Source organism: Pseudomonas sp. LBUM1653, from assembly GCF_059716115.1.
The window spans coordinates 5232561-5254463 of the sequence record NZ_CP166803.1; the positions used below are offsets into that span (position 1 = coordinate 5232561).

Genomic DNA, 21903 nt, shown 5'->3' on the forward strand with positions numbered 1-21903 from the left:
TATCCCCGTTGGACTGCGCAGCAGGCCCTTTTTTTAGGGCCGCTTCGCGGCCCAACGGGGCGGTGCGACGTTTCGCTAAATCCCCTCGCCACAACGCATTCGCTTAGAACCCCGGCGCGATCTGGCCTTTGTAACGGGTCAAAATGAACTGCCGCACCTCATCGGAGTTCAACGCCTTAGCCAGTTTCTGCAGGCCCGGATCGTTGATGTTGTCCGGCCGTGCCACCAGGAACTCGATGTACAGGCTCTTGCCCTTCTCCACGATCAAGGCACTGTTGGTATCGATCCCTGCCTCCAGGGCGTAGTTGGCGAAGACGAACGCCAGGTCGACCTGACTCACCGAACGCGCCAGCAAAGCGCCTTCGAGTTCACGGATTTTCAGGTGCTTGGGGTTTTCGACGATGTCCCGTTGGGTCGCCAGCGTGTTGCTCGGGTCCTTGAGCTTGATCAGACCCGCTTCGTGCAAGAGCACCAGGGCTCGGCCGGTGTTGACCGGATCGTTGGGGATTGAAACGGTGGCACCGTTCTTGAGCTCGACGATGTTTTTGATCCTGGTCGAATAAGCACCGAATGGCTCGATGTGCACGCCCACCACCGGCACCAGGTCGGTGTGACGGGTCTTGTTGTAGTCCTCGAGAAACGGCCGGTACTGGTAATAGTTGGCGTCGAGATTCTTCAGCGCCAGCTGCTGGTTGGGCTGGATGAAATCGGTGAACACCTTGATGTCCAGGTCCACGCCTTCCTTGGCCAGCGTCGGTTTGACGAATTCGAGGATTTCCGCGTGCGGCACCGGGGTGGCGCCGACGGTAAGCTTTTCGTTGGCGTGAGCGCTCAACGAGATTAAGGCAGCCAGTATGGCCAGGGGTTTTTTCATGCTGTGCTCCAATGCAGATTTTCAATGGCCGTCGTGGGGCGGACGTGGGGCCGGGTTTCAGGTTTTTGATTTGAATCGTCAACGGTGGCTGTAACGCGCCACCAATCGGTCGCCGCTCATTTGCAGGGCCTGGACCAGGATCAACAACAGCACCACGGTGACCACCATCACATCGGTCTGGAAACGCTGGTAGCCGTAGCGGATTGCCAGGTCGCCCAGACCGCCACCGCCGATCACCCCGGCCATTGCCGTGTAATCGACCAGCACGATCGCGGTGACCGTGACCGCCGCCAACAGCCCTCCCCGAGCCTCCGGCAACAAGGTGTAGCGAATGATTTGCCAAGTGTTGGCGCCCATGGCCTGGGTGGCCTCCACCACCCCGCGATCGACTTCGCGCAGCGCGGTTTCCACCAGTCGCGCGAAGAACGGCGTGCAACCGACCACCAGCGGTGGAATGGTCCCCGGCACCCCCAGCGAAGTGCCCACCAACAGGGTCGTCAGGGGGATCAGCACAATCAGCAAGATGATGAACGGCAGCGAACGCAGCATGTTCACGATCATCGACAGCACCCGGTAGACGCCGACGGCTTCATGCAGTTGGCGCTTGCCGGTGAGGAACAGCAGTACCCCCAGCGGCAATCCCAACAGCACGGTAAAACCGAGGGCCGCGCCGAGCATGCTCAAGGTGTCGAGGCAGGCCTGGCCGATATCGGCCCAATAAATGTTCTTGAACAATTCGGCCATGGTCACGACCAGTCATGACGTGGCGGTTTCACGCCATTGAGCAGCCAGTTGCCGACCACGTGGTACTTCCAGCGCACCGGGTCGTGCAGGGTGTGAACCCGGGCGTTGCGCCAGTGGCGATCGAAGTTGTGTTTTTTCAGGGTCGAGCGGGTGCCACCGAGTTCGAACAGTTTGTTGGTCGCTTCAATGGCGATTTCAGTGGTCAGCACCTTGGCCTTGGCAACGGCCAGGGACGCACGGGCAACGTTGTCTTCATCAGGTGCTGGACGCGCGGCATCCAGTGCACGACCGGCCCGTTCCAGCAAGGCTTCGGCGGCTTCCAGTCGAATCTCGAGGCCCCCGACCTGAATGATGGTCAGGGGATCTTCGCTGGCTTTTTCCACACCCGCGTCGATCCATGCCCGGGCGGATTGGCGGACGAACGCGATGGTGTCGCGCAGGGCCGCACGGGCGATGCCGGCATCGATGGCGGCGGTGGTCAACTGGGCGAACGGGCCGGCCAGGGTCGGGTTTTCGTAGGAGCGATACGTCGGGAACAGGTTGAACGCCGCGACGTGCAGATCCTCGGCCAAAACAGTGCCGCTGGAGGTGGTGCGCTGACCGATGCTGTCCCAGTCGTCGACAATCACCAGGCCCGGTGTGCCGCGTTCGACGAAGGCCAACTGGCCCTTCTGCTCTTCATCCAGCGCCAGCACCGCCAGCCAGTGGGCATACAGCGACCCGGTGCAGTAACCCTTGCGTCCATTGATCACATGACCGTCGCCGTAACGGCGGATGGTCGCCTGAATGTCCTGCACGTTTTTGCCGCCGGTTTCCGACAAGGCATTGGCAAACCGGTGGCCTTGCAGGGCCAGGCCGAAGAAATGCGCCTGCTGCTCCCGGGTGCCTTGCAAGCGGATGTCTTCGAGCAGGCAATAGTGGTTTTGCGGGATCTGCCCCAGGGACGGATCGGCCGCCGAAATGATCGCGATGACCTGCGCCAACACCGCGTAGGACACTTGGGCGCCGCCGAATTCCTTGGGCACGCTGATGCCCCACAGGCCACTGTTGGAATATAGATCGACGATCTCGGCGGGCACCTGGCGAGTGCGGTCGCGTTCCGCATCCTGCTCCAGCAGGATCGCGGCGACCTGTTCAGCCACTTGCAGCGCTTCGGCTTCGTCGGCGATCCGGTGGGCGGCCGGCGGGTTGATCGGATAAACGGCAGATTGGGACATACAAGACTCTCGATACCAGTGTTTATCGAAGGTCAGTGCAGCTTCTGTGCCTGACGGCGTGGGCTAATGTTTAAAGGGGTTTCAGGGTGTTTTCGAGGGAGTTTGTATGAGGAAGACCAGCAATCTGTTGCTTCACTGTTGATAGCCGAACATTGCCGATGAACCTTGTAGGAGCTGCCGCAGGTTCGGGCCGCGTTCGGACGATCTTTTTGTGAACTTGAAACATGCTGAAGATCAAAACAAAAGATCGCAGCCTCCGGCAGCTCCTACACTTGGTCGGCTGGAGAGCGATCTTCAATCCACAACAAGAAAAGGGAGAACCATCATGAGCGTTAAACCCATTCCAGAGGGTTATCACAGCATCACCCCGTACCTGGGCATTCAAAAAGCCGCCGAAGCCATCGATTTCTACAAAAAAGCCTTCGGCGCCATCGAGGTCATGCGCCTGGCCATGCCCGACGGCGGCATCGGCCACGCCGAACTGCGAATTGGCGATTGCCCTATCATGCTCGGCACTCCGTGCGATCAAGGGCCGCTGAGCAATCCGGACAACTCGCCGTCGGTGGGCCTGCATTTGTACGTGACCGATGTGGACAAGTCCTACAAACAGGCGATCGATGCTGGCGGCATCGTCGTTTCCGAGGTCAAGGATCAGTTTTACGGCGACCGTTCCGGGACCTTGAAGGATCCCTATGGGCACATGTGGTTTCTGGCCTCGCGCAAAGAGGATCTGACTCAGGAGCAGATCGAGCAACGGGCGAAGGAGATGTTTCAGCAAGGGTGACACACCGTGTAATCGTGTTGAATTCTGTAGGAGCCAGGCTTGCCGGCGAACGAGACCCCGCGGTGTATCTGTTGTACCGCGTTATCGTTCTTCGCGGGAAAGCCTCGCTCCTACAGCGCCTACCGTGAACACGAAACATTTTCTTTCATATCACCCTTCGGGATTTCGGGTGCTCATCCGTCCTATATAGATGCAGTCCTGTCGCGTAGGCAAAAGCCACGACCGGACCTTCCATTGGCCTCATCGCTGCGAAGCCCGTAGCAGAGGCCTTTTCATCGATATAAGACCCTTAATCATGTCGAAGAAATCCCATTCAAAAATCTGGTTCCTGGTCCATAGCTGGCTGGCACTGCCGATCTGGTTTTTCGTGCTGATCGTCTGTGTGACCGGCACGCTGGCGGTGGTCAGCCAGGAGATCGTCTGGCTGGCTAATCCGCAAATGCGCGCCAGCCAGCCGGCGGACGATGCGCCGCGGCTCAATTACGACCAGATCGTCGCCGCGATCAAGCAAGCCGAACCCGACATCATCGTCGACAGCATCAGCCGCCCCGACGAATCGCATTTCGCGCTGGACGTCGGCGTCACCTACCCCGACGGGCGTGCGTTGACGGTGTACGTCAACCCTTACACCGGTGCCATTCAGGGCCCCGCTCCGCAATTCAACTTCCAGGCGTTCACGCGTGCCCTGCATGGCTGGTGGCTGGTGCCGTTCACCAACGGCTACAGCTGGGGTTGGTACCTGGTGTCGTTCCTCAGCCTGCCGATGCTGGCCTCCCTGGTGACCGGGCTGGTGGTGTACAAGCGCTTCTGGAAAGGCTTTTTCCGGCCAACCCTGCGCATTCGCCATGGCGCACGTATTTTCTGGGGAGACTTCCACCGTCTCAGCGGCATCTGGTCGATCTGGTTCATCGCGGTGATTTCCGTCACCAGCACCTGGTTCCTGATCGAAGCGTTCATGTTCGATAACCAGATTTCCATCTCGACCGCGCCGGTGGCTGCCGTGGTCCCGCGTGAAAACGTGCCGCTCACCACCGATGGATCGCCCACACCGATGATCAGCCTGGAGGCGGCGATCCGCGAGGCCAAGGAGCGTATCCCGGGGCTCGACGAGAGCTTTGTCAGTATGCCGGCCAATGCCTACAGCTACCTGTCGGTGGGCGGGCGCAGTTGGTATCCGCTGATGTTCCAGACCGCCGACATCAACCCGTACACCGGCGAAGTCGCCGCCACGCGCCTGCTGTCGGACCGCTCGGGCCTGGAGTTCGTGACCGAGTCCATGCGTCCGCTGCACACCGGTGATTTCGGCGGTATCTGGATCAAGCTGATCTGGTGCTTCTTCGGCCTGCTGTTGAGCATGATGGTGCTCAGCGGCCTGTTGATCTGGACCAAGCGTACCGCCCTGGCCACGGCCAACGCGCTCAAGCGCAGCAACAAACGCCCACGCAACGAGCCTGTTACGGCCAGCAGCGGTGAAACCACGGAGGTCAGCCAATGAGCCAGGTCGCCACTCAAGCACCCCGTTCGACGCTGAGCCGCTTCTGGCACAAATGGCGTTTCCACATCAACGTTTTGCTGTTGCTGGTGCCGCTAGGTTTCATGCCCAAGTACTTCGCCGATGCCGCGCTGTTTCGCGGTGACACGGGCCTGGGGGAGCGGGAAATCGGCGAAGTCCAGGTCGGCCCCTGGAGCCTGCGCCTGGCCGAACTTCGTAACGAAGCACCACGGCCCGATGGTCCGGCCGGCTACATGAAGAGCTTCAATGCCGCGCTGTGTGACAGCTGCCGCGAGCAGGTCAAGGCGACTTACCTGCGCATCGGCAAGCCACGCAGCCTGCGCGCCGCCGGGGTGATTTTCTTTAGCACGCCCTACCGCATGGGCGCCATGCTGCCGGTCCCGGAAAAAACCAAAGCCGACGCCGAACTGTGGATCACCATGGAAGGCTGGGACGGCTCCATGCATCAGGCATCCATTCCTCTGAGCCAGGCCTCCCCCGCCACCCTCGCCTGGCTGTCCACCCAAGGAGGCAAACCATGATCAACCTTACCCGCCCTTTGAGCGCCGCGTTACTGGTGCTCTGCGCCAGTTTCAGCGCCAGCGCCCTGGCCCACAACCCGATGTGCGAATGCAAGGCCATCGACGCTGAGCAGATCCAGTGCACCGGCGGTTTTTCCGACGGCAGTGGTGCACCGGGCGTTACCCTGGACGTGATCGGCTACGACGAAACCATTCTGGTGCCGGGCAAGCTCGGGGCCGACTCGACCTTGACCTTCAAGAAGCCCGGGGCCGAGTTCTATGTGCTGTTCGACGCAGGGCCTGGCCATGTGGTCGAGATCGACCAGGCGGACATCGAAAGCCCATGAGTACGCCAACCACGCAAATCGTCCGCCCGGCCGGTGCCGGCCATGAAACCCTCTACGTCTTGCTGTTGTGCCTGATGATCCTGGCGGTGGCCGGTTCGGTGGTCGCCTGGCGCGGCGAGTCGCAGCAAGTGAGCAGCGTCAACAGCCATCAACTGGATGCCCGTCGCGATCTGAGCGCCTCCGAACAAGGTATCTACGCCGATTTGCGCGTGACGCTGGATGAGATTCACTTATTGGGCCAGGAACAACACAGCCTGCCGACACCTGAAACCCTCGCCGATGAAGGCTTTGCACCCTTTGCCCAGGACGCCAGTTCAGTCAGCCGAGGTGGCCATGCCTGGCAGTTGCTCGACGCCAAGGCGTACTTCGGACACAGCCAGAGCGTCACCGTGGCCGGCTCGTTCCTGATGCGCCTGAGCGCTGACGACGACGCCCCGGACATCTGGCTCAACCGCGCCACCGACCTCAAGGCCCCTGTCGACCTCAGCGATGCCACGCTCGAAGGCGCCGGCTGGCAGCAGATCGTCGCGCAATTCGATGCCGGCGTAACCCGCCAGCACCGGCACTGAACCCTCGCCTTCATCCGAGAGAAGACCGCTTTCCCATGCCTATTTCATCGCTACGCTCTTTCCTGCGCCTGTCACTGGTCGGCCTGCTGGCCTGCCTGCTGACACCCCTGGCCAGTGCCGATGAGGCCAAGCGCCTGCGCATCGGCATCACCCTGCACCCGTATTACAGCTACGTGGCCAACATTGTCGGCGACAAGGCCGAGGTGGTGCCGCTGATTCCGGCCGGCTTCAACCCCCACGCCTACGAGCCACGGGCCGAGGACATCAAGCGCATCAGCGGGCTCGACGTGATCGTGCTCAACGGCGTCGGCCATGACGATTTTGCCGACCGCATGATCGCTGCCAGTGAAACGCCGAACGTGCCGGTGATCGAGGCCAACGAAAACGTGCCGCTGTTGGCCGCCACCGGCGTCGCCGCGCGGGGTGCAGGCAAAGTGGTCAACCCGCACACCTTCCTGTCGATCAGCGCCTCGATTGCCCAGGTCAACAACATTGCCCGCGAACTGGGAAAACTCGACCCGGCCAACGCCAAGACCTACACCGAGAACGCCCGTGCCTACGGCAAGCGCCTGCGCAAGATGCGCGCCGACGCCCTGGCCAAATTGACCGAGGCGCCGAACGCCGAATTGCGCGTGGCCACAGTTCACGCCGCCTACGATTACCTGCTGCGCGAATTCGGCCTGGAAGTGACGGCGGTGGTCGAACCGGCCCACGGCATCGAACCCAGCCCGAGCCAGCTGAAAAAGACCATCGACCAACTGCGTGAGCTGGACGTCAAAGTGATCTTCTCGGAGATGGATTTCCCCTCCACCTACGTCGACACCATCCAGCGCGAATCCGGGGTGAAGCTGTACCCGCTGTCGCATATCTCCTACGGCGAATACACCGCCGACAAATACGAAAAGGAAATGACCGGCAACCTCAATACCGTGGTGCGGGCGATTCAGGAGTCTGGTGCATGACATCGAAAGAAACCATCCTGGCCGATGCAGAATCCCCTGAGGGAGCGAGCTTGCTCGCGAAGACGTCCAGTCAGGCGACATCATCATCGAATGACACACCGCAATCGCGAGCAGGCTCACTCCTACAGGTTTCGGGGCCGACCCTGGATTTTGCTCAAGTCGGCCTGACCCTCGGTCGCACGACGATCCTCGACAAAGTCACTTTTCAAGTCCGCCCCGGCAGCGTGCATGCGCTGGTCGGCCCCAACGGTGGCGGCAAAAGTTCGTTGATCAAGACCCTGCTCGGGCAGATGCCGCACCAGGGCCGCTTGAGCCTGCAATGGCCGGGCGAACCGGGGACGATCGGTTACGTGCCCCAGGCGCTGGAATTCGATCGCGGCCTGCCAATGACCGTCGACGATTTCATGGCCGCGATGTGCCAGCGGCGCCCGGCGTTCCTCGGTTTGAGCAAGCACTACGCGAAGGCAATTGGTGACGCGCTGGAGCGGGTCGGCATGCAGGACAAGCGCAAGCGCCGCATGGGCGCGCTGTCGGGTGGCGAGCGCCAGCGGGTGCTTTTGGCCCAAGGGCTGATTCCGGCGCCGCAATTGCTGGTGCTCGACGAACCGATGTCGGCCCTCGATGAAGCCGGCATCCGGGTGTTCGAACGCTTGCTGGGCGACTGGCGCGCAGCGGGCATCACCGTGCTGTGGATCGAGCACGATCTGGAAGCGGTCGGCCGCTTGGCCGATCACGTCACCGGGCTGAACCGCCGAGTGCTGTTCGACGCCACGCCGCAACAGGCGTTGACCCCGGATCGCCTGCTGACCTTGTTTTCGACCCATCCACGGAGCGCTGCCTGATGAGTTACGAAGCCTTTCGTTTGATGGTCCAGGGCTGGGCCTCGTCGGGTTACCTGCCTGAGGCGCTGGCCTATGGATTTGTCGTCAACGCCTTGCTCGCCGGCCTGTTGATCGGACCGGTGCTGGGCGGTTTGGGAACCTTGGTGGTGGTCAAGCGCTTCGCGTTTTTCTCCGAAGCGGTGGGTCACGCGGCGCTGACCGGCGTGGCCATCGGCATCCTGCTGGGCGAACCCTACACCGGGCCTTACGGTAGCCTGTTCGGCTACTGCCTGTTGTTCGGAATTTTGCTCAACTACCTGCGCAACCGAACGGGTCTGGCGCCGGATACGTTGATCGGTGTGTTTCTGTCGGTGTCGTTGGCGCTGGGCGCCAGTCTGCTGCTGATCCTGGCGGGCAAGATCAACGTACACATACTCGAAAACGTGCTGTTCGGTTCAGTGCTGACGGTCAACGGCAATGACCTGCTGGTGCTGGCCATCGTCGGTTCGCTGGTCATGGCCCTGGCCTTGCCGCTGTACAACCGCATCATGCTCGCCAGCTTCAACCCGCAATTGGCGGCGGTGCGCGGGGTGGCGGTGAAGTCCCTGGATTATCTGTTCGTGATTCTGGTGACGCTGATCACCGTCGCCGCCGTGAAAGTCATCGGCGCCATCCTGGTCGGTGCGCTGTTGGTGATACCGGCCGCGGCGGCGCGCTTGCTCAGCCAGTCACTGAAGGGCTTCTTCTGGTGCTCGGTGCTGATCGCCACGGTGAGCACGCTGTGCGGGATTCTCGGGCCGATTGTATTTGACCTGCCGATCCCGTCCGGTGCCGCGATCATCCTGGTGGCCGGTATCGCCTTCGCCCTGGCCGCCATCGCGCGCGGCGTCGTCCCCAGCCTCAAAGGGAACCTTGGATAAATGTCTTTTTCTCTGCGACAACTGACCCTGGCGCTCGCCCTGTGCGGGCTGGCCACGACATCCTTCGGCGCTGAGAGCAGCAAACCACTGCGGGTGCTGGCTTCACTGCCAATCACCTACGGTTTGGGCGAAGTGCTGCTCAAAGGCACCGATGTCAGCCTTGAGCGCGCAGCGCCAGCCAACCTGCCCGGCAGTCGCCAGACCGCCTACTTCACCGGCCGTGGCGCTCCGGCGCTGGCCAAACTGGCGACGGACGCCGATGCGGTGATCGGTTTGCGCTCGCTGTGGCCGGACGATCCGCTGTACCCGATCTCCCGGCGCAGCAACATCCGCATCATCGAAGTCGATGCCGCCCGTCCGGTGGATGGCGCCCTGCCCGGTATTGCCGTGCAGCCCAGCAACAAGGTCGATGGCTTGAACAGTCAACCCTGGCTGGCCAGCAATAATATGGGACGCATGGCCGACGTGATGGCGGCGGACCTGGTACGCCTGGCGCCTGGGGCCAAGCCTGCGATCGAGGCGAACCTGGCGACGCTGAAACAGCGTTTGCTCAAACTCAGCGCCGACAGCGAAGCGCGCCTTGCCACCGCTGACAACCTCAGCGTGATGAGCCTCAGCGATCATTTTGGCTACCTGATCGGTGGGCTCAATCTGGAGTTGATCGGCCTTGATGCGCGACCGGATGCCGAATGGACGCCTGAGGCACTGAAGACATTGACTGCGACGCTCAAGGACAATGATGTGGCGGTGGTGTTGCATCACCGGCAGCCCTCGGACGCGGTGAAAGCGGTAATTGCCGAGGCCGGGAGTCGGTTGGTGGTGTTGAGTGTCGACGCCGCTGATCCGGTGGCCGAGCTGGAGGGAGATGTGGATCTGGTGATCAAGGGATTGAGCGGCGCGTAGCGCCAGACACACCGCTTTATCGTTCTTCCCCCGTAGGAGCCAGGCTCGCCGGCGAAGAACGATGACGCGGTTCAACAGATACACCGCGGTGTCTGGTTCGCCTGTAGGAGCCAGGCTTGCCGGCGAAGAACGATAACGAGGTACAACAGATACACCGCAGCGCCCGGTTCGCGGGCAAGCCTCGCTCCTACAGGCGAACACGATTATGCGGTGTGGCAGATATACCGACGAATACAGGAATGAAAAAGCCCGCTGACCTTTCCGGTTCAGCGGGCTTTTTTTCAGGCGCTGACTCAGTGCGCCACAGCCGCCTGCTCGTCCATCTTCTGGCGCAGACTCAGCGGACGCATATCGGTCCAGGTCTCTTCAATGTAGGCCAGGCATTCCTTTTTCAGCCCGCTTTTGCCCACGGTACGCCACCCCTCAGGCACGGCTTTGTAGTCGGGCCAGATCGAGTATTGCTCTTCATGGTTGACCACGACCTGAAAGAGGATGTCCTCACGGTCGAATACTGACGTCATGCTGTCTCTCCATCGCTGTAGGGTGGGCTGTACGCTGTGTGCAGCCGCTATGTAGAAGGAACGTTCCAGGGCCCGGGAAATTTAGAGGCTGGCTGTGGCAGCAGCCAAGGCCCTGCCGAAAATCTCGGCCACTCGATCGATTTGTGCGGCGGTGATCACCAGTGGTGGCAGGAAGCGCACCACGGCACCATGGCGGCCGCCCAGTTCAAGGATCAAGCCTCGTTTGAGGCATTCGCGCTGCACCAGCGGCGCCAGTCGTGCAAACGACGGTGGATGACCCAAGGCATCCGGCGCGCCGGTCGGATCGACCAGTTCCACGCCGAGCATCAAGCCTCGACCGCGAATATCGCCCAGATGCGGGAAATCGCGCTGCAGGATGCGCAGGTGCTCGCTCAGGCGTTCGCCCATGGCCGCGGCATGTTCGCAAACCTTGTGTTCGACCAGGTAACGCATCACCGCGGAACCGGCGGCCATTGCCATTTGATTGCCGCGGAAGGTCCCGGCATGGGCGCCCGGCAGCCAGGTGTCGAGCCAGTCGCGATAGACCACCACGGCTAATGGCAAGCTGCCACCGATGGCCTTGGACATCACCACCACGTCCGGGATGATCCCGGCGTGCTCGAAAGCAAACATCTTGCCGGTGCGGGCAAAGCCGCTCTGAATCTCGTCGACGATCAACGCCACGCCGGCTTTTTCGGTAATCCGGCGCAAGCCGCGCAACCAGTCGAGATCGGCCGGGATCACCCCGCCCTCCCCCTGTACCACTTCAACGATCACTGCCGCTGGCAGTTGCACGCCGGCCTCGGGATCGTTCAACAGGTTTTCCAGGTAGTTGAGGTTAGCCTTCACCCCCTGCGCGCCACCCAGGCCAAACGGGCAACGATAATCATAAGGGTACGGCATGAACTGCACGGCGCTACTGAGCAAGGCGCCCAGAGGCTTTTTCGGCCCGAGGTTGCCCATCAGGCTCAGCGCGCCCTGGCTCATGCCGTGGTAGCCACCCTGGAACGACAGCACGGTACTGCGGCCGGTGGCCGTACGCACCAGTTTCAGCGCGGCTTCCACCGCATCGGTACCGGTGGGGCCGCAGAACTGGATCTTCGCTTCAGCCGCCAAGGCTGGCGGTAACAAGCCGAACAGGTCCTGCACGAACTGATCCTTGACCGGCGTGGTCAGGTCCAGAGTGTGCAGCGGCAGTTCGTCGCTCAGCACGCGCTGGATCGCTTCAATCACCACCGGGTGGTTGTGCCCCAGGGCCAGCGTCCCGGCGCCGGCCAGGCAATCGATGAACGTGCGGCCTTCGACGTCTTCGACATACAGGCCCTTGGCGCGCTTGAGTGCCAGGGGAATACGTCGCGGGTAGCTGCGGGCGTTGGACTCCTGCTGGCTTTGACGCGCCAGCAACGGCGATTCGTTGAACTGATAAAGCGTCTCGGCCGGCACCGGAGTGATCCGGGCCGACTGATCTTCCATAAGCCTGGTAGCGACTGACATCTCTCGACCCCTCAATAAGGTTTTCCTGTTCTGGAAACGCATCAGGAGCCCAAGGATTTAGACCTTCGACAACGCTTTGTGCATGGGGATGGCATGGAGGCCCGCTACCGCGAACGCTTGGGCGTACGCCTGATAACCCAGGCGTCGGTAAAAGGCTTCGCCGGTGCGGGTGCTGTTGAGTCGTGAATGACGCAGGCCCTGTTCGATCAACCAGCCTTCGAGATCGCGCACCAGCGCCTGCCCGACCCCGCGACGAAACCATTCCGGTAGTACGTAACAGAACGCTACCTTGCCGTTGCTGGCGGCCATGGCGACACCCACGGGCTTGTCCTGCAACAGCGCGATGGTCAGGTACAACCGCCGGTCGGTGAACCAGGGAAGAATGTGTTCGGTGGTCTTGTTGTGGGTCCAGTTGGCAACGGTTCGTCGGTTGTTGCGATGGTCGAGTGCGCAACCGACCCGGATGGAGCGCTCGATGATGCGACTGATGATGCCGGCGTCGGCCGGGGTCGCCTTGCAGGTGCGTACGGATGCTTCCATGGTGCGGTCACCTCAATCCATTGAGTATGAGCAACGATAGTCCTGCGAGGTCCGGGCGGCCAATTGAGAGAAGTTACATCTGATGTGCGACAGAGATTCCTGTAATTGGATGGACTCGCCCCAGCCGAGGCGTCAATGCGCCACGATGGCAGTCTAAACAGCCAACGACAGCGAGGGCGAGTCCATGAAAAATCATAGTTCGATTGATCAATCCCTGTCTTCTTCCGATTTGTCGGCCTGCACAACTTTGGCGGTCGATCTGGCCAAGCAGGTCTTTCAGGTCGCCGGTGAAGATGTCCTTGGCCAAGTGCGCTACGAGCAGCGGATCAAGTCGCGTGAGGCGTTTTATGAGTTTCTCCAGCAGTTGCCGCCTCATGTCGTGATTTTGATGGAGACCGGTCCGGGTGCTCAAGCCTGGGCCCGGCAGCTGCAAGACAAAGGCAATCTGGCGCGGATTCTTCCAGCCGGTTTGGTGGCCACACACCGCAGCGGGCCTAAAAATGATCGCAACGATGCGCTGGCGATTCTGCGGGCGGGTCGCGATGAAAAAATCTGCGCGGTACCGGTCAAAAGCGTTGCGGCGCTGGCAATGCAAGCGCTGCATCGCGCCCGTCAGGGCTATGTGCGTCGACGCACAGCGGTAAGCAATCAGATGCGCGGCCTGCTGCTCGAGCACGGCGTGGCCTTGGCGCAGGGCGATGTTGCGATCAGTCAGAAAATTCCGCGGGTACTGGAAGATGCCACCCAGCCGGTGCCGGGCCTGCTGCGTGAACTGATCCACGAACTGTTGGCCGAGTGGCGCCATTTGGGCGAGCGCATCAGCGTGCTGACGGGACGCCTGGAAGTGGCCGCCAACGCCGACATGACGGCGAAGCGACTGATGACTGTGCGCGGCATCGGCCCAGTCACTGCCACGGCACTGGTGGCCAAGGAAAGCAAGCCTGAGCGATTTCCCAATGCCCGCAAGTTTGCCGCGTACTTTGGCATGGTACCTGACCAGCACAGTAGCGGGCAGACGGTCCGGCTGGGGGACATGACCAAGCGAGGTGATGTTTATTTACGCAGCCTGATGATCCAGGGAGCCCATGCGGTGCTGCAACAACTACGACCTGATTCCCAGCAACCCGATGACCGCCGCTTGTTGCGGTGGATGAGCCGACTGGGCCGTAAGGAGGCTGCGATCAGGCTAGCCAACCGCAACCTGCGAATCGTCTGGGTGCTTCTACAGAATGACCAGTCTTATCGTCGCCATGCTGGTGATGGTCAGCAAGCGACGATGAGCCACTGAGCGACAGAGTTCTGCCACCGAGGTACTGACTGTCTGACCCTTTGCTGAAAAAAATTGACCCCAGGTAAGACCGGCGTGGATTGATGCCTAAGCTCCTACTGGCCTTCGAGGCCTGACTGTAATCGGCATACCACGAGCTCTTCCAATTTTGGCCAGAGGCCGAAGACGGCTTCCACGAATAGGCCTAATACATAGATGCAACGGGGCGACAGTTTTTCAAAAGCGGGTAGACAGTGGGGGCGAGTCCATACATAGGAGCTGCCGCAGGCTGCGATCTTTTGATCTTGCTTTTATAAAGATCAAAAGATCGCAGCCTGCGGCAGCTCCTACAGAGGTTGTGTGGTGTTTTAGACGGGTTGCAACGGCATCGTCAGCTCCACCCGCAATCCATCCGGCCGACTGTCGAAACGCAAAGTACAGCCGCAGCGCTGGACGATCGCCTGGACAATCGCCAGGCCGAGGCCGCAGCCGTTGCTCTGGCCGTTGCGCCAGAAGCGTTGGGTCAGGTGTTGCAGGTCGTCCTCGGCAATACCCGGGCCGTGGTCGCGTACCAAAAACTGCACGCGATTACCGGTGGTTTGCAGGCTCAGCTCCACCGGCCCCTCGCCGGGGGTATGGCGCAAGGCGTTGTCCAACAGGTTGCGCAGTGCGGCAATCGACAACACAGCGGGCATTTTCACCGGGGCGTGAGAGACCTTGGTCGGCAACTGGAGCCTGATGCGTTGACGATCACCACCGGCCGTGTCCTGAATCGCGAGTTTCGCCACCTGCTCGGCATTGCATTGCACGCCATCATCAAACGACAGGCTGCCCTCGACCCGCGCCAGCAACAACAATTGTTCAAGCGTGCGGTGCAGGCGATCGGCACCCTCTTCGGCCCGGGCCAGGGATTGATCCCGGGCCGCGCCTTCGGTCATGCGCGCCACTTGCAGGTGGGTCTTGATCGCGGTCAGCGGGCTGCGCAGTTCATGGGCTGCGTCACCGGTCAGTCGACGTTCACGTTCGATGGTCTTGCCGATGCGCTGGAACAACTGGTTCTGCGTGTCGAGCAACGGTTGCAGTTCGCTGGGCAACGGCTGGACCTGCAAAGGTTCCAGGGAGTCCGGGCTGCGGCGCATCAAAGCGTCGCGCATGCGGTTGAGCGGCGCCAGTCCCTGGCCGATGCCGAGCCAGAGCAGGCACAGGCAACCGAGCAGCGCCACGCCCACCGGCACCGAAGCGGCCAGCAGGATCGACATGTTCAGCGCCTCGCGTTCAATCTGCCGGTCAGCCGTGGTGATCCGCAGGTCGCCACGGGCCAGGGTGAAACTGCGCCACGGCGCGCCGTCGATGATCTGGTCGTGGAAACCCATTTTCTCGGCTTCCAGGGTTTGCCCCGGATCACTGTGGCTGCGGGCGAGGATCTCCCCCCGCAACGAACTGACCTGACACGCCATGCCACCGGGAATGTTCAGTTGTTCGGCACTGAAATGAGTGCCCTCACCCTTGCTCGGCAACGCCGGCAATTGCTCCATGAGCCCGGCGACCATGCGCGCCGACGCCACCAGGCGCTGGTCGAGGGAAAACATCATCTGATTGCGCAAATCGCTGAGCATCCAGGCTGCAGCCAAGGCCCAGATAAGGGCAAAAGCGCCGCCGAGCGTCAGGCTCAGGCGCAAACGCAGGCTCATCACTTTTTCAATTCCTCTCCGTCATCGGCCGGTCCCAGGCGATAGCCCAGGCCGCGCACGGTCTCGACAATGCCATTACCAAGTTTGCGCCGCAGGTGATGGATATGCACGTTGAGGGCGTTGCTTTCCAGTTCGTCGTTGAATCCGTAGACGCTGTCTTTCAACTGCTCGGTGGACAGCACCCGACCACGGTTGTGCAACAAGGCTTGCAACAGTGACTGTTCGCGACGGGAAAGGTCCACTGGCTGACCACCAAGCATGGTTTCGCGGCTGCTCGGGTCGTACGTCAACCGGCCGTGTTCGATCAGGTTGACGCTGCGCCCCGCCACCCGCCGCAACAGGGTGTGCAGGCGTGCGGCGAGTTCGCGCAGGTCGAACGGCTTGAGCAGGTAATCGTCGGCACCGGCCTGCAAGCCGTCGACACGATCTGTGACCGAGTCGCGGGCCGTGAGGATCAGCACCGGCAGTTCCAGGCCGTTGTGACGCAGTTGCTGCAACAGTTTCAGACCGTCCTCATCGGGCAAGCCGAGGTCGAGCACCATCACGTCGAACTCCGCGACCTTGAGCATCGCGCGGGCAGCGGACGCAGTGGCGACATGTTCCACGGTCAGGCCCTGGGCTTTCAGGCCGGCGACGATGCCGCTGGCAATCAACTCATCGTCTTCGCAAACCAGTACGTGCATGGGTGCTCCATGAATAAAAACACGAGTGAAGCAAGCCAGGATTAAGCCGCAATTATGGCAAGGTGCACCCCAGACGAGAAGCAAGGTCTTCCATTCAGTCGTCGCACCAGCGTATCAGAGGGTATTAGATAATCGCCGGGATATTTGAGCGCTTTTTGCTTAGTTGGATCAGACAACCCGGTTTCAAACCGAAACAAACTCTATGTAAAAAACATACAAATCCAAATTACATCACGATAATCTGAATCCGCAATCAACTTAAACCAACTATCATCCCCAAAGAACACTCTTCATTACTGGAAGCAAACTACCTGACTGAAAGGAATCAGATTATGCCAACACTCAAGAACTTTGTTGCCGTCGACTGGCGCTCCGGCAAAGACGCCATACACTTCTTTTTCAAAGACACCAACAAATACTCTCGCTTCAACATTGGCGACAACGAAGTCCCGGATGGATACCCTAGTGATATATCGAACAACAATTGGAAAGAGCTTCACCCCCACATCAAAAATCTGCGCTTCGGCTTCACCACCACCAACCTGTTCGAAGACAAAAATAGCTCTGATGCAGATTCGTCGTGGTTATTTTTTTATAAAGACGGTATACCAACGGTCTGCAAATATGATCAGGATACTGACAAAGTCATCTATATAAAATCCGTACTACAATCAGTATGGTCACCCCTGTATCGTTTCTTTCCTCTAATCGTAGCAGGCACATGGTGGCAGACTTCTGACGTTAGCAGAGCACACTTTCGCTTCCTCATGAGCGACGGTCGCTACTTGCGCATCGACTATAGAATATCGGCGCCAGACGCCGCAAGGTATGAATATGAGGGGATACCAGATATTGCGTGTGACGACATCACCGACAGCACATGGCCGGGCCTGGCGCAATACAAAGAACGAATCATCACTGCCGTACAAAACGATCGGTCTTTCGCCGATAACTATTACTATATTTTCCTGACGAACAACGAATACATCAGGTACAACATCGATAAAAACAAGGCCGACTCAGCACCGATCAAGGTCGATGACACCTCTTGGCCTGGACTCTTACGCGGCTAAACCTCATCCAGAGACCATGGCAGCAAAGCGTGGCGGTTAATCACCGGTTAATCGCCACCCTGCATTGTGCACCTCACTTGCACAGGGATAAGGCTTACCCATGCGTCGACTCTTTTTACTTTTTGTCCTGTTGATCTCGGGTCTGGCCCAGGCCGGGACCAATCCGTTCGAGACAAAACCCGACTTTCTCCCGGTCGGCAAAGCGTTCGTTTTCACCTCTGAACGCCTTGAGTCCGGTGAAACCCAGCTGTTCTGGCAGATTGCCGATGGCTATTACCTGTATCAGAAGCGCTTGAAGTTCGACGGTTTGCCTGTCGACCAGCATCCCGTGCTGCCGGAAGGTGAATTCCACAGCGATGAATTCTTCGGCGAACAGCAGGTATATCGCCAAGGTCTTGAGCTGAAGATCCCGGCAAGCGCGAGCGGCCAGATCAAGGTCGGCTTCCAGGGCTGTGCCGATGCCGGCCTGTGTTATCCGCCACAAACCCAGGTCGTGGATCTGGGCGGTAAATCCCTGAATGCCGCGGTAGACGAAGCACCGGACCAGGCTCTGGCCAGCAATCTGCAGCAACGAGCACTGGGTTGGAGTCTGTTGGTGTTCTTCGGGCTGGGCCTGCTGCTGGCGTTCACCCCGTGTTCGCTGCCGATGCTGCCCATTCTGGCCGGGTTGATCGTCGGCAGCGGCGCTACGCCGAGGCGCGGCGTAGCCCTGGCCTGCAGTTATGTGGTGAGCATGGCGCTGGTGTACGCGGCGATGGGTGTGTTGGCTGCATCCCTCGGGGCGAACCTGCAAGCCTGGTTGCAGAACCCTTGGCTGCTGGGCAGTTTCGCGGCGATTTTCGTGCTGCTGGCGTTGCCGATGTTCGGCTTCTTCGAGCTGCAACTGCCGGTCGCGGTTCGTGATCGCCTGGAACACGTCTCACGCAATCAGCGTGGTGGCAGCCTGATCGGCGCCGGTGCGCTGGGCGCTCTGTCCGGCCTGTTGGTTGGCCCGTGCATGACCGCGCCACTGGCCGGCGCACTGCTCTACATCGCGCAAAGCGGCAACGCGTTGCATGGCGGGTTGATTCTGTTTGCCATGGGCATCGGCATCGGTGTGCCGTTGTTGCTGCTGGTGACGGTTGGCAATCGCTTCCTGCCCAAGCCTGGCGCCTGGATGAACCTGCTCAAAGGCATCTTCGGTTTCCTGTTCCTCGCCACTGCGTTGCTGATGCTGCGCCCGGTGCTGGATGAATCGCTGTGGGTCGGCTTGTGTGGTGCATTGCTGCTGATCGCGGCTTACAGCGCCTGGAAGCAGTCGGACGGTTTCGGGCGCATCGCTCATCTGTTCGGCGCCACTTCGCTCCTGCTTGGTTTGTGGGGCAGCCTGTTGATGATCGGCGCGGCGGGGGGCAGCGATAATCTGTTCAAGCCGTTGCAGGTCTTCCGCGCCTCCGGCTCGGCCGTCGCCGCCGCCGTGCCAACCGGCCACGACGCCTTCACCACGATCAAGGACCCTGCGGCCCTGCAGCGGGAACTCGACGCGGCGCAAGCGCAGGGCCAATGGGTGCTGCTGGACTACTACGCCGACTGGTGCGTGTCGTGCAAGGTCATGGAAAAACAAGTGTTCGGCAAAGCTCACGTCCTGCAAGCTCTGAACGACGTGCGCTTGCTCCGGCTGGATGTCACCGCCGACAATGCCGCCAGCCGCGAACTGCTCGGCCGTTACAAAGTGCCAGGCCCACCGAGCTTGCTGTGGATTGGTGTCGACGGCATCGAGCGACGCAGCCAGCGCATCACCGGCGAGGTCAATGCCGACACTTTCCTGCAACGCTGGACCACCACCCGAGACGCCCGTTAATGCTGACTTTTACTCTCGGCACCTTTGCCATCGCGCTTAACCATCTGCTGCTGATCAGTGCCTTGGTGCTGGCGACATTCGTCGGCTGGCGGGTGGCCAAGCGCGGTGGCGAGAATCCTGAGTCGGTGCTGTTCGGCCTGTTCCTGATCGGCATGCTCGCGGCGCGGATCGGTTTCGTCGCCGTTTACTGGCCGCACTATCGTAGCGATCCCTGGCAGGTCATCGACCTGCGCGACGGCGGTTTCCTCGCCTGGCCGGGGGTCATCGCGCTGGTGCTCGCCACGCTGTACCGTGGCTGGCGTCGCCCGGGCCTGCGCCGTCCGCTGGGCTTCGGCGTGGCCAGCGGCCTGGCGTTCTGGTTGCTGGCGACCTTCTCGCTGACCATTTTTGAACAAGGCACGCGCCTGCCGGACATTAGCCTGCGCAATTCCGCCGGTGAAACCGTGCAATTGGCGGACTACAAGGGTGGCCCGCTGGTGATCAATCTCTGGGCCACCTGGTGCCCGCCGTGCCGCCGGGAAATGCCGGTGCTGGAACACGCCCAGCAACAGCGCCCTGACCTGACCTTCCTGTTCGTCAATCAGGCCGAAAGCATGCAAAGCGTCAGCACGTTCCTGGAAACCCAGGGCCTGAGCCTGTCCAACGTGCTGTTCGACGGCAGCGGTCGCCTGGGTCAGGCCGTCGGCTCCATGGCATTACCAACTACATTGTTCTATAGCCCCGACGGTCGCCTGTTGGGCAGTCATCTGGGCGAGCTGTCGCAAGCCAGCCTGGCCCGCGCCCTGGAAAACTTCGATTCCGTACCTGCCACTTCTTCAAGGAAACTGCCATGCCCCGCCTCCGCCATCTGCTGACCCTGAGCCTGGGTGCCGCCCTGCTGCACCTGCCGACGGTGCAGGCCGAAGAGCTGCCCGAGGCGATCAAGAAGATCGAAGCGAAGGGCGCGAAAATCGTCGGTCAATTCGACGCCCCCGACGGCTTGCGCGGGTACGCGGCGCAATACCAGAACCGCGGCATGGCGCTGTACCTGACGCCCGATGGCAAGCACGTTTTGCTGGGCAATCTGTACGACGCCGAAGGCAATGACCTGAGCAGCGCGCCGTTGCAGAAACTGGTGTACGCACCCATGTCCAAGGAAGTCTGGGGCAAGATGGAAGCGAGCAACTGGATCGCCGACGGCAAGAAGGAGGCACCGCGGATCGTCTACATGTTCAGCGACCCGAACTGCCCTTACTGCAGCATGTTCTGGGAACAGGCGCGGCCGTGGGTCAAGGCTGGCAAGGTCCAGTTGCGGCACATCATGGTCGGGATCATTCGTGAGGACAGCCCGGGCAAATCCGCCGCGCTGCTCGCTGCCAAGGATCCGCAAAAGGCCCTGTACGACCACGAAGCCGCTGGCAAGGGCAGCTCGCTCAAGGCATTGAAGGATGTGCCGCCGGCGATCCAGGCGAAACTCGCGGCCAATATGCAACTGATGGAAGACCTGGAGCTGCAAGCCACTCCGGCGATTTTCTATATGGATGACAAGGGCGAGTTGCAGCAACAGCAAGGGGCGCCGTCGCCGGACAAGTTGGCGAAGATTCTTGGGCCGAAGTGACCTCATCGGCCCCATCGCGAGCAAGCTCGCTCCCACAGGTGATCGCATTTCCCTGTGGGAGCGAGCTTGCTCGCGATGGGGCCATTACAATCGACTAATTTCTCTGGGCTAAAAACTCGAGCAACGCCTTGGTGACAAACTCCGGATTCTCCAGATTGGAAATATGCCCCGCCTCCGGCACCAGCACATACGGGCAACCAATCAACCCGGCCATTTCCATTGTTTCACTGGGCGGACGTGGCTTGTCCTGATCGCCACAGATCAGCAGCGTGGTCGCGGCATTCAACTCGCCCAGACGCGGCAACAAATCATCCCGACCAAAGGTAATTCGCCCCATCGGCACGATGCTTTCGCGCAACCGCTCAGGCGGCAGCGCGGCGAGTTTGGCGCGAAACGCCTGGTACAGCGCCGACTGCGGATCGATGCCCGGACGGAAGAAGATCGGCACCACGATATCCAGCAATTGCGCTGAGATGACGCCGGTTTCTTCAATCATCTTGAACAGCGAAAAGTAGTACTGCCGGGTCGGTTCCGGCTCTTCACCGACGTAGGTGTCCATCAACACCAGCCCGTTGAGCCGTTGCGGCGCCGCCAATGCCAGACGTACACCCCACATGCCCCCCACCGACAGGCCGACAAGGGTCACACGGTCGATATCCAGATGATCGAGCAGCGCCAAAGCCTGACGTGCGATGTCATCCAGCGACGTTGTACCGGCAGACAGCGGTCCGGATTCACCGTGGCCCCACAAGTCCAGGGCGATCACCCGATATTGTTGCGACAATACGGCAATCTGCGGTGCCCACATGGCCTGGTCCCACAGGTAACTGCCGGCCAGCAGGACTGCCGGGCCGGTGCCTTGGTCGATGTAGTGGAGGGGTTGGCCGTCAATGGTTACGAAGGGCATCGAGTGGCTCCGCCAGTGAAAATAGAGCAGGAAGACTGAGCGGCTAAAGGTTTGCAGTCAATCACACGATTGTATGCGTCTGTACCGGCCTCTTCGCGAGCAAGCCCGCTCCCACGGGTTCGTTGGTGAACACAAT

The 21903-nt window shown here is 60.7% G+C and carries 23 protein-coding genes; 14 read left to right on the forward strand and 9 right to left on the reverse strand.

The features are described from left to right. Positions 1-103: 103 nt before the first annotated feature. The 3 genes from ACA054_RS23505 to ACA054_RS23515 all read right to left on the reverse strand — a co-directional run bounded on the left by ACA054_RS23505 (position 104) and on the right by ACA054_RS23515 (position 2835). A complete protein-coding gene (locus tag ACA054_RS23505) occupies positions 104-874 on the reverse strand; it encodes a MetQ/NlpA family ABC transporter substrate-binding protein (RefSeq protein WP_497686394.1) in 771 nt (256 codons plus the stop codon). Between the two features lie 78 nt (positions 875-952). Further along, positions 953-1618, reverse strand: coding sequence for a methionine ABC transporter permease (locus tag ACA054_RS23510; RefSeq protein ID WP_497686395.1), 666 nt, complete (start codon positions 1616-1618; stop codon positions 953-955). 2 nt (positions 1619-1620) lie between these two features. Next, the gene (locus tag ACA054_RS23515) at positions 1621-2835 is read right to left on the reverse strand and encodes an SfnB family sulfur acquisition oxidoreductase (protein WP_497686396.1); all 1215 of its coding nucleotides are present in this window, start codon (positions 2833-2835) and stop codon (positions 1621-1623) included. Positions 2836-3160: 325 nt separating this feature from the next. Here ACA054_RS23515 and ACA054_RS23520 point away from each other — a divergent pair, with 325 nt between their 5' ends. The 9 genes from ACA054_RS23520 to ACA054_RS23560 all read left to right on the forward strand — a co-directional run bounded on the left by ACA054_RS23520 (position 3161) and on the right by ACA054_RS23560 (position 10154). Next, positions 3161-3619 (forward strand): VOC family protein, encoded by a 459-nt coding sequence (locus tag ACA054_RS23520; protein ID WP_497686397.1) that lies wholly within the window; start codon positions 3161-3163, stop codon positions 3617-3619. Positions 3620-3914: 295 nt separating this feature from the next. Then, positions 3915-5114, forward strand: a complete 1200-nt coding sequence (locus ACA054_RS23525; RefSeq protein WP_497686398.1) for a PepSY-associated TM helix domain-containing protein — start codon at positions 3915-3917, stop codon at positions 5112-5114. Beyond that, complete coding sequence (locus ACA054_RS23530; protein WP_497686399.1) at positions 5111-5653, forward strand: PA2404 family protein; 543 nt, start codon at positions 5111-5113, stop codon at positions 5651-5653. Before ACA054_RS23525 ends, ACA054_RS23530 begins: the two co-directional genes overlap by 4 nt. Continuing rightward, positions 5650-5979: a hypothetical protein gene (locus tag ACA054_RS23535; protein ID WP_497686400.1), complete on the forward strand. Its 330-nt coding sequence runs from the start codon at positions 5650-5652 to the stop codon at positions 5977-5979. The genes ACA054_RS23530 and ACA054_RS23535 overlap by 4 nt, the downstream gene beginning before the upstream one ends. Continuing rightward, positions 5976-6548 carry a DUF6162 family protein gene (locus ACA054_RS23540; protein WP_497686401.1) on the forward strand — a complete coding sequence of 191 codons (573 nt, stop codon included), beginning with the start codon at positions 5976-5978 and terminating at the stop codon, positions 6546-6548. Before ACA054_RS23535 ends, ACA054_RS23540 begins: the two co-directional genes overlap by 4 nt. Positions 6549-6583: 35 nt before the next feature. Beyond that, positions 6584-7510: a metal ABC transporter substrate-binding protein gene (locus ACA054_RS23545; protein WP_497686402.1), complete on the forward strand. Its 927-nt coding sequence runs from the start codon at positions 6584-6586 to the stop codon at positions 7508-7510. Beyond that, positions 7507-8352, forward strand: a complete 846-nt coding sequence (locus ACA054_RS23550; protein ID WP_497686403.1) for a metal ABC transporter ATP-binding protein — start codon at positions 7507-7509, stop codon at positions 8350-8352. The genes ACA054_RS23545 and ACA054_RS23550 overlap by 4 nt, the downstream gene beginning before the upstream one ends. Further along, positions 8352-9251, forward strand: coding sequence for a metal ABC transporter permease (locus ACA054_RS23555; RefSeq protein WP_497686404.1), 900 nt, complete (start codon positions 8352-8354; stop codon positions 9249-9251). Before ACA054_RS23550 ends, ACA054_RS23555 begins: the two co-directional genes overlap by 1 nt. Further along, entirely contained in the window at positions 9252-10154 is a 903-nt protein-coding gene (locus ACA054_RS23560) for a metal ABC transporter substrate-binding protein (RefSeq protein ID WP_497686405.1), read from the forward strand. Positions 10155-10447: 293 nt separating this feature from the next. Here the strand turns inward: ACA054_RS23560 and ACA054_RS23565 are convergent, their stop codons facing one another. The 3 genes from ACA054_RS23565 to ACA054_RS23575 form a co-directional block, all read right to left on the reverse strand. Next, entirely contained in the window at positions 10448-10675 is a 228-nt protein-coding gene (locus ACA054_RS23565) for an MbtH family protein (RefSeq protein WP_128608950.1), read from the reverse strand. An 81-nt stretch (positions 10676-10756) separates the two neighbouring features. Then, positions 10757-12169 carry an aspartate aminotransferase family protein gene (locus tag ACA054_RS23570; RefSeq protein ID WP_497686406.1) on the reverse strand — a complete coding sequence of 471 codons (1413 nt, stop codon included), beginning with the start codon at positions 12167-12169 and terminating at the stop codon, positions 10757-10759. Between the two features lie 57 nt (positions 12170-12226). Further along, on the reverse strand, positions 12227-12709 hold the full coding sequence (locus tag ACA054_RS23575) for a GNAT family N-acetyltransferase (protein ID WP_497686407.1): 483 nt from the start codon (positions 12707-12709) through the stop codon (positions 12227-12229). A gap of 229 nt (positions 12710-12938) precedes the next feature. On the opposite strand from ACA054_RS23575, the gene ACA054_RS23580 reads away from it, so the two are divergent. After that, positions 12939-13997 (forward strand): IS110 family RNA-guided transposase, encoded by a 1059-nt coding sequence (locus ACA054_RS23580; RefSeq protein ID WP_497690228.1) that lies wholly within the window; start codon positions 12939-12941, stop codon positions 13995-13997. 347 nt (positions 13998-14344) lie between these two features. Here the strand turns inward: ACA054_RS23580 and ACA054_RS23585 are convergent, their stop codons facing one another. Further along, positions 14345-15670, reverse strand: a complete 1326-nt coding sequence (locus tag ACA054_RS23585) for an ATP-binding protein (protein ID WP_497686408.1) — start codon at positions 15668-15670, stop codon at positions 14345-14347. Beyond that, positions 15667-16350 (reverse strand): response regulator, encoded by a 684-nt coding sequence (locus ACA054_RS23590; protein WP_497686409.1) that lies wholly within the window; start codon positions 16348-16350, stop codon positions 15667-15669. Before ACA054_RS23590 ends, ACA054_RS23585 begins: the two co-directional genes overlap by 4 nt. Before the next feature lie 332 nt (positions 16351-16682). Here ACA054_RS23590 and ACA054_RS23595 point away from each other — a divergent pair, with 332 nt between their 5' ends. The 4 genes from ACA054_RS23595 to dsbG all read left to right on the forward strand — a co-directional run bounded on the left by ACA054_RS23595 (position 16683) and on the right by dsbG (position 20860). After that, positions 16683-17423: a hypothetical protein gene (locus ACA054_RS23595; RefSeq protein ID WP_497686410.1), complete on the forward strand. Its 741-nt coding sequence runs from the start codon at positions 16683-16685 to the stop codon at positions 17421-17423. Between the two features lie 100 nt (positions 17424-17523). Beyond that, on the forward strand, positions 17524-19263 hold the full coding sequence (gene dsbD / locus ACA054_RS23600; RefSeq protein ID WP_497686411.1) for a protein-disulfide reductase DsbD: 1740 nt from the start codon (positions 17524-17526) through the stop codon (positions 19261-19263). Further along, positions 19263-20117 (forward strand): prolipoprotein diacylglyceryl transferase family protein, encoded by an 855-nt coding sequence (locus ACA054_RS23605; RefSeq protein WP_497686412.1) that lies wholly within the window; start codon positions 19263-19265, stop codon positions 20115-20117. Before dsbD ends, ACA054_RS23605 begins: the two co-directional genes overlap by 1 nt. Beyond that, positions 20093-20860 carry a thiol:disulfide interchange protein DsbG gene (dsbG, locus tag ACA054_RS23610; RefSeq protein WP_497686413.1) on the forward strand — a complete coding sequence of 256 codons (768 nt, stop codon included), beginning with the start codon at positions 20093-20095 and terminating at the stop codon, positions 20858-20860. The genes ACA054_RS23605 and dsbG overlap by 25 nt, the downstream gene beginning before the upstream one ends. A gap of 94 nt (positions 20861-20954) precedes the next feature. On the opposite strand, the gene ACA054_RS23615 is transcribed toward dsbG, so the two are convergent. Next, positions 20955-21767: an alpha/beta fold hydrolase gene (locus ACA054_RS23615; protein ID WP_497686414.1), complete on the reverse strand. Its 813-nt coding sequence runs from the start codon at positions 21765-21767 to the stop codon at positions 20955-20957. Positions 21768-21903: the final 136 nt, after the last annotated feature.